Source organism: Pseudomonas sp. Pme6b (assembly GCF_058129925.1).
Window position 1 is genome coordinate 5234947 of the sequence record NZ_CM176704.1, and the last position, 12031, is coordinate 5246977.

At 58.3% G+C, this 12031-nt stretch carries 10 protein-coding genes and 1 pseudogene; 5 read left to right on the top strand and 6 right to left on the bottom strand.

The window, feature by feature from the left end; translation table 11 throughout:
* Positions 1–195 precede the first annotated feature (195 nt).
* Both cra and AC4ANE_RS23750 read left to right on the top strand, forming a co-directional pair.
* Complete coding sequence (gene cra, locus AC4ANE_RS23745; RefSeq protein WP_004658635.1) at positions 196–1191, top strand: catabolite repressor/activator; 996 nt, start codon at positions 196–198, stop codon at positions 1189–1191.
* Entirely contained in the window at positions 1188–1988 is an 801-nt protein-coding gene (locus AC4ANE_RS23750; protein WP_031596376.1) for a TatD family hydrolase, read from the top strand. Before cra ends, AC4ANE_RS23750 begins: the two co-directional genes overlap by 4 nt.
* A gap of 33 nt (positions 1989–2021) precedes the next feature.
* On the opposite strand, the gene ampE is transcribed toward AC4ANE_RS23750, so the two are convergent.
* The 3 genes from ampE to AC4ANE_RS23765 all read right to left on the bottom strand — a co-directional run bounded on the left by ampE (position 2022) and on the right by AC4ANE_RS23765 (position 5858).
* Positions 2022–2858: a regulatory signaling modulator protein AmpE gene (ampE, locus tag AC4ANE_RS23755; protein WP_002552045.1), complete on the bottom strand. Its 837-nt coding sequence runs from the start codon at positions 2856–2858 to the stop codon at positions 2022–2024.
* 15 nt (positions 2859–2873) lie between these two features.
* On the bottom strand, positions 2874–3422 hold the full coding sequence (gene ampD / locus AC4ANE_RS23760) for a 1,6-anhydro-N-acetylmuramyl-L-alanine amidase AmpD (RefSeq protein WP_002552044.1): 549 nt from the start codon (positions 3420–3422) through the stop codon (positions 2874–2876).
* 180 nt (positions 3423–3602) lie between these two features.
* Complete coding sequence (locus tag AC4ANE_RS23765) at positions 3603–5858, bottom strand: DUF1631 domain-containing protein (RefSeq protein ID WP_002552043.1); 2256 nt, start codon at positions 5856–5858, stop codon at positions 3603–3605.
* A gap of 351 nt (positions 5859–6209) precedes the next feature.
* On the opposite strand from AC4ANE_RS23765, the gene nadC reads away from it, so the two are divergent.
* The 3 genes and pseudogenes from nadC (at position 6210) to AC4ANE_RS23780 (ending at position 9493) form a co-directional block, all read left to right on the top strand.
* Positions 6210–7058 carry a carboxylating nicotinate-nucleotide diphosphorylase gene (gene nadC, locus AC4ANE_RS23770; protein WP_002552042.1) on the top strand — a complete coding sequence of 283 codons (849 nt, stop codon included), beginning with the start codon at positions 6210–6212 and terminating at the stop codon, positions 7056–7058.
* 57 nt (positions 7059–7115) lie between these two features.
* Positions 7116–8192, top strand: a complete 1077-nt coding sequence (locus tag AC4ANE_RS23775; RefSeq protein WP_002552041.1) for a TIGR00266 family protein — start codon at positions 7116–7118, stop codon at positions 8190–8192.
* Positions 8193–8252: 60 nt separating this feature from the next.
* Positions 8253–9493 (top strand): annotated as a pseudogene (locus AC4ANE_RS23780) (VWA domain-containing protein).
* Positions 9494–9762: 269 nt separating this feature from the next.
* Here the strand turns inward: AC4ANE_RS23780 and AC4ANE_RS23785 are convergent.
* From AC4ANE_RS23785 to AC4ANE_RS23795, 3 genes are read right to left on the bottom strand one after another with little or no spacing between them, the layout of a single operon-like run.
* Complete coding sequence (locus tag AC4ANE_RS23785) at positions 9763–10341, bottom strand: TerD family protein (RefSeq protein WP_002552039.1); 579 nt, start codon at positions 10339–10341, stop codon at positions 9763–9765.
* Between the two features lie 37 nt (positions 10342–10378).
* Complete coding sequence (locus AC4ANE_RS23790) at positions 10379–10954, bottom strand: TerD family protein (RefSeq protein ID WP_002552038.1); 576 nt, start codon at positions 10952–10954, stop codon at positions 10379–10381.
* Between the two features lie 27 nt (positions 10955–10981).
* Positions 10982–12016 carry a TerC/Alx family metal homeostasis membrane protein gene (locus AC4ANE_RS23795; RefSeq protein ID WP_005732348.1) on the bottom strand — a complete coding sequence of 345 codons (1035 nt, stop codon included), beginning with the start codon at positions 12014–12016 and terminating at the stop codon, positions 10982–10984.
* Positions 12017–12031 lie beyond the last annotated feature (15 nt).

The window sequence follows — 12031 nt, forward strand, 5'->3', positions numbered from 1 at the left end:
TTTAATCTACAATTGCCCGGCACGTTACTCGATTCTAGGGATTCATTGAAGCCCAGTCGGGCTGATCACTGTGGGACACTTCCCAAAATACTTGAAGCACATGGGAATTTCCTACGGTCTGGTGTAAAGATCATCGTCATAGCAAAAATAATTCGACTGTCCAGAGCCACTTACCTGACTAAAGGAAATTTCGGGGTGAAACTGAGCGATATCGCACGTCTGGCAGGTGTTTCTGTCACTACGGCCAGTTACGTGATCAATGGCAAGGCCGAACAACAACGCATCAGCCCGGCAACGGTCGAGCGCGTCAAGGCAGTGGTCGAGCAGCATGACTTCCGACCCAACCCGCAAGCGGCGGGCCTGCGCAGCCGTCACAGCAAAACGCTGGGCTTCATCCTGCCGGACCTGGAAAACCCCAGCTATGCGCGCATCGCCAAACTGCTTGAACAAGGCGCACGCAGTCTCGGCTATCAACTGCTGATTGCCAGCTCCGATGACGACCCTGTCAGCGAACTGCAGCTCTTGCAGCTTTTCCGTGCGCGACGTTGCGATGCACTGCTGGTCGCCAGTTGCTTGCCACCTGATGACGACAGCTACCGCGACTTGCAGCTCAAGGGCATGCCGATCATCGCCATCGACCGGGAAATGAATCCCGAATTTTTCTGCTCGGTAGTCAGCGACGACCATGACGCAAGCCTGCAACTGACTCGCAGCCTCTTGCAAACCCGACCGCGACACATCGCCCTGATCGGAGCACGCCCTGAGCTGAGCATCAGTCGCGCACGTGCCGCAGGCTTCGAACATGCACTCGACGGCTTTACCGGGGCCACCATCATCGAGCACGGCGAAGCGTTCAGCCGTCAGTGTGGCCAGCGTTTGATGACCGAGATGCTACAGCGTGAGGGGCATTTTCCCGATGCGCTGATCACCACGTCCTATGTGCTGCTGCAAGGCGTGTTCGATGTGCTGCAAAGTCAGGCACTGCAATCGACTCAATTGCACCTGGGCACCTTTGGCGATACACAACTGCTGGACTTCCTGCCGTTGCCCGTCAATGCCATGGCCCAGCAGCATCAGTTGATCGCCGACACGGCGCTGCGACTAGCCCTGGCCGCTATCGAGAAGGATACTTATCAGCCTGGCGTCCATGCCATTGCACGCGCCTTCAAGCAACGTATTCACGAGGTGTGAATGTGACGCTGATCGATACCCACACCCACCTGGACTTTGCGGACTTCGATGCCGACCGCGCCCAGGTTCTGGATAGCTGTCTGTCACTCGGCGTGCAGCGCATCGTGGTGCTCGGCGTGTATCAGCGCAACTGGCAGCGGCTGTGGGAGCTGACCGAAGCAAACCCTGCCCTGCACGCAGCTTTCGGGCTGCATCCGGTGTACATCGATGAGCACCGGACCGAACACCTGAACGAGCTGGCGGACTGGCTGACGCGTCTGCAAGGCCATCCGCAGTTGTGTGCAGTGGGCGAGATCGGTCTGGATTATTACGTCGAGCATCCGGACAAGCCACGTCAACAGAAGCTCTTTGAAGCACAACTGCAATTGGCATCAGACTTCAAGCTGCCCGCCCTGCTGCATGTGCGCCGCAGTCACGCTGACGTAATTGCCGCTCTCAAACGCCACAAACTCAAACGCAGCGGCATCGTTCACGCCTTTGCAGGCAGTCGTGAAGAGGCGCGTGAATACATAAAGCTGGGCTTCAAACTGGGCCTTGGCGGCGCAGCGACATGGCCGCAGGCGCTGCGCATGCATCGTGTCATCGCCGAGCTGCCGCTGGACAGCGTCGTGCTGGAAACCGACTCACCGGACATGGCACCTGCCATGCACCCCTACACGCGCAACAGTCCGCAGCACTTGCCTGACATTTGCCAAGCGCTCGCCGACCTGATGAAGATCCCCTCTGAGCGCCTGGCCCAAGCGAGCACCGAGAACGCCTGCGAGCTGTTCGGCTGGCCTCGTACGGCCAGCGCATAAGTCAAAATCGTTAGGTCAAAACTGCCGAGCCGATCAGCGCAACAGGGTCCACAACGCAAACCCTGCGTACCAGACAATCGCAGCACGAACCAGCAGCTCCCAGAGCATGTCGAGACCGGTAACACCTTGCGGACCGATCACCGGCGGCGGCACCTCGCTGGCAGCGCAACCCACACGCGTAATCAGCTGTGCGGCGCTGATGTTCCAGTTGAGCAGTTCGTGCAACATCACGCGACTCACGGCTACAAAGTTGCCGACCAGCGCAAAGCTTGCGGCGAGCAGCCTGACCGGCACCCATTCAAAGGCGTGGCGCAGTTGCCCTGCCCGCTCTACCAGTGCAGGTGTCGTACCCTGTTCAGCGGCAAGCGCCAACAGCCTGTAGGCCAATGCCGCTACCGGGCCGAGCACGAAATACCAGAAAATAACGGCGAAGAAACTCTGAAACGCCTGCCAGAGCATGTAGCCCTGCACGCCGTGCAGCAATTGCTCGCCGTTATCTGCCTGTACACCCATGTCGCGCCCGGCCACGTGCACCGCGGCCTGCGTATCACCACGCCTGCAGGCATCACGAAACGGCCCGAGTACCGCGATCAGGTCAACCCGACCCAGGCTGTAGATCAGCACCAGCAGGTGGATAGGCAGGACCAGCCAGCCATAAGCCACCGAGCCGATGATGGTCAGCGCCAGTTGCAGCAGCAGGACAGGCACTAGAACCAGCAGCGCCAGCATGACCCAGGGACGTGCCGCCGTCCGCGGGCTGGCTTCGAGCCTGGCCAGTTCCTTCAGCCAGGGCCCGTCACGCTGAACGCGCTGACGCAGCGCCGAAAACTTCTCGACAAGAACGGCCAGCAGTAGCACCAGAAAACTCATTGTTCGTCCCTCACATCAATCCAGCAAAGCCGCTTGAAACCTGGCCCAGTCGAAAAAGGGGCCTGGGTCAGTCTTGCGTCCCGGCGCTATGTCACTGTGACCGCAGATGCGCTCGGGGGTGATTGCCACGAAAGCCTGACGCAATTGACGCGTCAGCTCGATCAGAGCGTGGTACTGCGCCTCGGTGAACGGCTGCTCGTCAGTTCCTTCCAGCTCAATGCCGACAGAGAAGTCATTACAGCCCTCACGACCCTGAAAACTGGAAACCCCTGCGTGCCACGCGCGATCAAGACAGGAGACGAACTGAATGACCTCGCCATCACGTTCAATCAGAAAATGCGCTGAAACGCGCAGATCGGCAATCCCCACAAAGTAGGGATGCTCGGTGCTGTCGAGCTGGTTCTGAAAGAAAGCCTGCACCTTGCCGGTCTTGAATTGCGCAGGCGGCAGACTGATGTTGTGGATGACCAGCAGCGAGATTTCGCCTTCGGGCCGCGCATTGAAGTTGGGTGAAGGGCAATGCTGTACGCCATCGCACCAGCCGCTTGCGGAGTCCAGTTGCATGAGCGCTCCTTGAACGGGCGGATAAGTGGCGCTGATTATGCCCGCGACAGGAATGGATGTGGAGGTTTAGCCGTTGACCCGCGGTGTAGGAACACGCTCTATACACCAGAGACGTGTGACGCAGATCGTCGAACTGCATGCCAATGCGGAGCGTCGGCAAGACGGTCAATCAGATAACGATCAGGCACCCTTGAGCTTGCGCAGGTTGCTGATGACCGATTCCAGTGCCCGGTCGAACAGCAGCGCATCATCGAGAATCCGCACGGCACCGCGCCGAAACTCGATGGCAAGACCGGTACGGGTCTTTTCCAGGACCTTCATGCCGGTTCGGTTGACGAACACATAGCGCCCGGTCGGCTCGACAATCGCGGTCAGTTTGCAGCGCAGCTTGTGCTCTTCATCTTCCTGAATCTCGACCCAGCAACCGACGCGCAATTTGTCGACCATCTGCAGACCGGCATCGTCGGCAGGCAGCTGCACAGTCGGCTCATTGAGCATCCGCTCTTCGGGGGTGACCAGAACGATTTCTTCAACAACGGCCATCATCGGCGGGCTTTCAACGAGCTGTGCGCCTGTCAACGACGTATCACCACCTTGTGCATCATCACCACCTTCCTGCAAGCGCGAGAAGTGCTGGAACGCCTGAACGTGCAGCGATTCCAGCTGGCTGAAGAATTCACTGGTGGCAAACGGGTCGAACGCAGCGCTGGTCAGGCCATCGCGCAGGGACTTGAGCAGCCCGGGCACCAGCTCGAGCAAGCGCTGCAGCGCCTGGGGGTCGTCATGTTGTTCGACGCTCCAGATCAGCTCATCCATGGTTGCCAGTCCGGCCTGCCATTCGCTGGACTCTTCGCCATGCTTGAGACAGGTCAGCAGAAGCACCTTGCTCCAGGCTTCCTGCAGCAGACGCACAACCATCTCCGGCAATGTGCGGCCCAGCAGGCGCTGATTCAACTCATGCTGCACCTGCTGCCGTGCCAGTTCGGCACGAGCGCGCCCCTCTTCGGCATCGCGGGTGCGCTGTTCAAGCAGCTCGCTGCGACGACGTTCGTCACTGGTGAACGCCAGAAAATCCGCCAGCAATTCAGAGAAGATTGCCGGATCATCGACAAAGTCATTGAGCAGGCGCTGCACGATCTGCTCGACGCGCTGATAAAGCGAGTCGCGCTGATAGTCATCACGGCTGCCCCAACCCAGCGCGGCAGTGGCAATTTCGTTGAGCAGGCGGCGGGCCGGATGGCTGCCGCGGCTGAAAAAGCTTTTATCGAGCACAGCTACTTTAAGCATCGGAATCTGCAAGCGCCCGATCAGCGCACGCAATGAAGGCGTCAGGTTGCGATCATCAAGGATAAACTCGAAGAGCATGGCAATCAGGTTGATCACATCCTCGTCGCCGCCGCCGACAATCCTGAATTTGCCGGTTTTGACGTTGACTCGGGTCAGCAACTGTTCCAGCTGATTGCGCAGGTCAAAATCGTCTGCGGTGTCTTGAGACGGGACGTACTGCTGCAGGTGAGAAAGCAGGCGCAGCAGGTCCCTGCTGGAAATCGGCCGAACCTCGGCATTGGGCTCATGACGCGGAGCAAGGTTGCCGCGAACCTGCAGCAACAATTCCTGCAGGGCAGAGAAAACCTCCTGCACCCCCTTGTCGAGCTTGTCGGCGGCTTCATTCAGCGCAGGATCGGACATCTCGGAGACGCGATTCCTGGGAGCCGCCCGATCAGACGATCGACGGGCCGGCAGTGCTTTCATGTCCGGCAACACACCCGTGGCAATCAGCAGTTGATTGGCTTCACTATAAAGGTGGTCAGTATTGGCCAGGACGTATTTCTCGAATAGTTTGAGAATGATCAGCTTGACCTTGATCTCGACGCCAAGGCTACGTCCTGCATCGAGGAAAAACCGGCACAGCATTGCCGGACCCAACGGGTTGGAATCCTCGGCGATAGCTTGCGGAATCAGAACATTCAGGCGTGCAGTGAGCTGGCCCAGCGCGAGGCTGTCACGACTCATGACCTTGCTGACCATAGCATCCACAGCCACGGTCTTCTCGAGATCATCGTTATGCACCAGCGCCAGCTTATCGAACGACACGGCGGTGGGCAGCACGGGCTCGTGAATCTGATACTGGCCCAAAGCCAGAAAAGACTCATAAAACTTGTCGAGGAAGCCACGCTCGATACTTTTGCGCTTGAGGCGCAGGTCGCGCATGGCTTCAAAGAAGATGTTCTGATCAGTATTGCTGCGGGCGCGGTCAGCCATTTCGAACAGCGTATCGTCGGCGTTGTCGAACAGCGCCTGCAACGCATCCTTGAGCTGCTGGGCCGCCTTGTCGCGGACCTGCAACAACACAACAGGTAATCGGGCCAAAGGAGTACCGGCCCCCTGCGCGGGGAGCAGTTTGCTCAACGGCACTACTTTTTCGTCGTTCGGCATTACACCCCCTGACAGGAAACAACCTGAACCCCATCACAAACGTGGCTTGCTACCCTCGCACTGTGAAGCGACCCGCTTGGCCTTGCAAAACGTCAAAGTCATGACGTCAATTACAAGTCGGATTATCTTTCAAAACTTGTCATCAACGCCAGTGACACTTCTATGGTTGTCGTTGGAACTGTGACAAGGCACTCATATGCTGCGATAGACCGCGATATTCGCTTTCCATCGCAAACGAATTTGCCAAACCGACCAACTGCATGTTCTCAACGCTGCACCGGAGCATCGCCGCAGGTGGGTTAGCGGTGTGCGGTGCCTTATACTCGGACGACTTTGCTACTGGAGCCCGCTATGCCGAATTTACGAATTGCCGACCTGACCGCCGAGATCGAAGCCAATGTGCGCCGCGCATTGCTTGAGGATGTCGGCAGCGGCGATATCACCGCCCAATTGATTCCGGCGGAACGGCTGGCCAAGGCCACCATCATTTCCCGCGATGCAGCGGTGATCGCCGGCACCGCATGGGTCGATACGGTCTTCCGCCAACTGGACCCTCGCGTGGCGGTGCACTGGCAGGTGACCGATGGCGACCGGGTCAGCCCGAATCAGGCGCTGTTTCACCTGGAAGGTCCGGCTCGCTCGCTGCTAACCGGCGAACGCAGCGCGCTCAATTTTCTGCAGATGCTTTCGGGTGTGGCCACGCGTGCGCAGTACTTCGCAGACATGGTCTCGGGCACCCAGGTCAAATTGCTGGACACCCGCAAGACACTGCCGGGCCTGCGCCTGGCGCAGAAATACGCCGTCACCTGCGGTGGCTGTCATAACCATCGCATCGGTCTTTACGACGCGTTTCTGATCAAGGAAAACCATATCGCAGCCTGTGGCGGCATTGCCCAGGCAGTAGAGGCAGCCCACCGGATTGCGCCGGGCAAGCCTGTGGAAGTCGAGGTGGAAAGCCTTAGTGAACTCAAGCAGGCGCTGGACGCAGGTGCCGATATCATCATGCTCGATGAGCTCAGCCTCGATGACATGCGCGAAGCCGTGCGGCTGACCGCAGGCCGCGCCCGTCTGGAAGCCAGCGGCGGCATCAATGACGACACCCTGCGGGTGATTGCCGAGACCGGTGTGGATTACATTTCCATTGGTGCGATGACCAAGGACGTGAAGGCCGTGGACCTGTCCATGCGCCTGAGCCTCTGATATCGCGCAAAAACGCGCGCACAAACGACTGTCACGATTCGCTCGGGAGTAGACGCTTTGGAACAATGGTTTGTGATGAATGCGGGCCGACAGCTTGGCCCGATGGATGCGGACGCTGCACGGCTGATTGCCCGTGAGTCACCCGGCGCATGGTGCTGGAAACAGGGCATGCCGGACTGGCAACCGATCTATCAGGTGGCGCAGGTGCGCGCTATGAAGAAGGACGGCGTGACGCCCTTCCCGGACCCGACGCCAGACATGATCCAGCCGAGGCCGTCCGGGCTGCCCGCACAGGCGGCATCCACACCTGCGGCACCTGCACCTCCTGCCAAGCGTCCCTCATTCACGCCAGACCCGAACGCCTCGGGCGGCTATGGCCTGGCGCAGACCACCGATGGCGTGGACTTCAAGCTGTATGGTGCGGAAACACAATTTGTCGAGCTGGAGCTTGATCCCGGCGAAAGCGCCGTCGCCGAAGCCGGGGCGATGATGTACAAGACCTGCGACGTGCAGATGGAAACCATCTTCGGCGACGGCAGAAACCAGTCTTCAGGGCTGCTGGGCTCGCTGTTCGGTGCAGGCAAACGCATGCTGACCGGCGAAAGCCTGTTCACCACGGTGTTTTCGCAACAGGGTTCGGGCAAAGGACGCGTGGCGTTTGCAGCGCCCTACCCCGGCACCATCCTGCCACTGAACCTGCGTGATTTCGGCGGCAAACTGATCTGCCAGAAGGACAGCTTTCTGGCCGGTGCTAAAGGTGTATCCATTGGTATCCAGTTTCAGAAAAAAATCCTCACTGGCCTGTTCGGTGGCGAAGGTTTCATTCTGCAAAAGCTGGAAGGCGACGGCTGGGTATTCGTGCACATGGGCGGCACAGTGCGCAAGATCGAGCTGGCGGCAGGTGAATCGCTGGATGTCGATACCGGCTGTCTGGCGGCCATGACGCAGACAGTCGATTACGATATCCGCATGGTTGGTGGCGGCATCAAGTCGATGCTGTTCGGCGGCGAAGGCGTGTTTTTCGCCAGGCTGACCGGGCCTGGCACTGTGTGGCTGCAAAGCCTGCCTTTCTCTCGACTGGCCGGGCGCATGCTGGCAGCAGGGCCTGCAGGGGTGGGCAGAAGCGAACGTTAACGTCAGCACTTCGTCATTCGACCGAGGGCTATGCTGCGCCCTCACTGCCAAGGAAGAGACATGCAGATTACTCAAGGTCAACGTGTTCCCCTGTCCAGCCTGATTCAGGGCTCTGATCTCACCCTGTCGATTGCCATCAAGTCCGCACAGGTCATTGATTACGTCTGCTTCGGCGTCGATGCCAACGGCAAGCTGTCGGACGACCGCTACATGGTTTTCTTCAATCAGCCGAGCAGCCCCTGCAACAGCGTCAAACAAGTCAATGGCGGAGATTTTCAGCTATCGCTCGCGGGCTTGCCTGCCTCGATAGAGCGATTGGTATTTACTGCGTCCATCGATGGCGCTGGCACCATGAGCGAGATTCAGGCGAGCCATTTCAGCATCCAGAGTCAGGGCCGCGAAGTAGTTCGCGGCGAGTTCTCCGGTGCAACCTTCACCGCCGAAAAAGCCATCATGGTCGCCGATATCTATCGCAAGAACGGCGAGTGGCGCATCGCCTCCAATCTGCAGGGCTATAACGCCGGGCTGGACGCGCTGGTGGTGCATTTCGGCGGCGAAGTGGCTGATGCTCCAGCACCCCCGCCAGCAGCCCCCCCGCGTATTTCGCTGGAAAAGAAAATCGCTGACGCCGCACCGCAATTGATAAGCCTGGCCAAAAAGGCTCAGGTCAGCCTGGAAAAAGCCAGACTGACCGATACCAAGGCCAGGGTTGGTCTGGTACTGGATGCGTCCGGTTCGATGAACCCGCAGTACACCCGCGGTCATGTTCAGGAAGTGGTAGATCGCCTGATTCCGCTTGCCGTGCATTTCGACGACGACGGCGCACTGGACTGCTGGGCCTTCGGAGCAAAGCCCCAGCAGTTAAGTGCGGTGACGCTGAGCAACTTCCAGAACTTCATCAAAACCGATCATGGCGGCTGGAAAGACTGGGAACTGGGCGCACGCATCAACGATGAGCCCAAGGCAATGCGCATGGTCATCGACTACTACAAGAAGTCCGGTGACAAGACTCCGGTCTACATCCTGTTCATCAGCGACGGCGGCGTGCATCAGGATCGCGAAATTACCAGGTTGATGACCGAAGCGGCGAAGCTGCCGATCTTCTGGCAGTTCGTCGGCCTTGGCGGACGCGGTTACGGCATTCTGGAAAACTTGATGACATGGGCGGTCGCGTTGTCGACAACTGCAACTTCTTCGCCCTCGACCGGCTGGACGAGATCCCGGAAGAAAAGCTTTATGACCTGCTGATGGAAGAGTTTCCCGACTGGCTGAAAGCGGCAAAGGGTGCAGGGATTTTGTAGCGCATCGAGCTCTCAACTATCGTACGACGCAGAGCGTCGAGAACTGCTTTCCCAGCCGGAGCCTGCGGAACGACTATCTCAACTATCTCAACCATCGTGCGACGCTCCGCGTCGCATGCCGTTCCGGACGCTCTGCGTCCTCTTTGCGATGCAGAGCGTCGCAAGATGCGTCATACGCTGGAGCGTGCGCAACGATAGCCTCGTAACCAGCCCCAATAAAAAAACCCCGCCATTGCTGGCGGGGGTTTTTATCGTGCGCTGCTCGGGGTTTAGCCGATTGCCACGCCGTGCGCTTCTGCCAACGGCTTCAGACCGCCTGCAAAGCCTTGACCAATGGCCTTGAACTTGAACTCGTCGCCATTGCGGTACAGCTCGCCGAAGATCATCGCGGTTTCGGTCGACGCGTCTTCCGACAGGTCGTAACGAGCGATTTCCTTGCCGTCAGCCTTGTTCACAACGCGAATGTAAGCGTTGGACACCTGACCAAAGCTCTGCTTGCGCTCTTCAGCCGAGTGGATAGTGACCGCAAAAACCAGCTTCTTGACCGCAGCAGCCAGACCGGTGAGTTTGACGTTTACCGACTCGTCATCACCATCGCCAGCGCCGGAACGGTTATCGCCAAGGTGCTCGACCGAACCATCGGCCGATTTCTTGTTGTTGTAGAAAATGAAGCTGTTGTCATCCAACACCTTGCCACTTTCACCAACGATGAAGACCGATGCGTCCAGGTCGAACTCGGTGCCATCGGTAACACGTGGATCCCAGCCCAGGCCCACGGTGATTTCTGTCAGGCCCGGAGCCTCTTTCGACAGCGAAACGTTACCGCCTTTACTCAGACTTACTGCCATGTTCGTAATCCTTTCTGGAAAAATGGTTAGGCGCGAATCAGAAATTCATGCCGAAAGAGTTGGCCACAGCTTTCAGGCCACCGGCGAAGCCGCTACCCACTGCGCGGAATTTCCACTCGCCATTGTTGCGATACAGCTCGGCGAAGATCATCGCGGTTTCAGTCGAGGCGTCTTCCGCCAGGTCGTAGCGAACGATTTCCGAGCTGGATTTTTCATTCAGCACACGGATAAACGAGCCGCCCACCTGACCGAAGTTCTGCTTGCGGCTGTCAGCGTCGTGAATGGTCACAACGAAGACGATCTTGTCCACGTCAGCAGGAACGCTGGTCAGATTGACCTTGAGCACTTCGTCATCGCCATCACCAGCACCGGTACGGTTGTCACCGGTGTGTTCGACGGAACCATCGGCGCTCTTGAGCTGGTTGTAGAAAATGAAGTCAGCTTCACTGCGGACCTTGCCATTGGCGCCCAGCAGAAATGCGCTGGCGTCCAGGTCAAATTCCTGGCCGTCAGTGGCACGCGGATCCCAGCCCAGGCCAATCAGTACATTGGTCAGGGTAGGGTCGGTTTTCGACAGCGAAAGGTTGCCACCTTTTTGCAGAGTCAAAGCCATGATTCGGTTATCTCCTTTATCCAGTGTTTACGCTTTTTCTTCAGCGGATTCTTCTTTACCCGGGAAGAGCAGGCTTGCAACGATACCGATGATCAACACGACGACCACAACCAGCAGGCTGGTATTGGCGCTGATCTCGTAACCGTGGTGGAACAGGTGGTTGGTTGCGTTGAGGCCCAGTTTGATGGCGATGAAGAACAGCAAGGCGATAACCGCTTTCTCCAGATGCACCAGATAGCGCTTGAGGGCTTCAAGAACGAAGTACAGAGTACGCAGACCAAGAATCGCGAACAGCATGGCCGAGAACACGATCAGCGGCTCGCGGCTCACTGCAATGATTGCCGGCACGGAGTCGAACGCGAACAGCACGTCGGAGATTTCAGCCACAACCAGACACAGGAACAATGGGGTCGCGAACAGAGCGCCCTTGGCGGCCAGGGTGATACCGGCGTTTTCCGGTTTTTTGACTTCTTCTTCCAGTACCGAGCGACGGACGAAGAAGTTGCTGCCGTGCAGCTTCGGCCATACCGGGAACAGTTTCTTGGCGAAGCGATACGCCATGTGTTGCGAGTAGTCGACTTCTTCGTCGTCGTCATCACCCGCTCTGAGCATCATGATGGCGGTCCAGGCAACGATGACCGCAAACACCACTTCGACCCACGGCCCCAAAGCCAGCAGGCCTGTACCAATGGCGACGAAGATGCCGCGGAAGACGATGGCACCGATGATGCCCCAGTACAGAACGCGGTGGCGCAGGCCATCCGGGATCTTGAACCAGGAGAACAACGCCATGAACACAAACAGGTTGTCGACGCTCAGCACTTTTTCCAGCGCGTAACCGGTAACGAACAGCGTGGCGACTTCGGAGCCGTGCTGCACATACAGGAAACCGGCAAAAGCCAGCGAAATGGCGACCCAGAAAATCGACCACGCCGAGGCTTGCGCGAGGGTGATCGGCTTGTTTCCCCGGTGGGAGAACATGTCGATAGCCATGGCCGTAATGGCCAGGCCGACGAAAACCGCCATCGTGAGTGGAGGGAAGCCTAGAGAGGTGCTTTCCATTTAACTGCGTTCCTT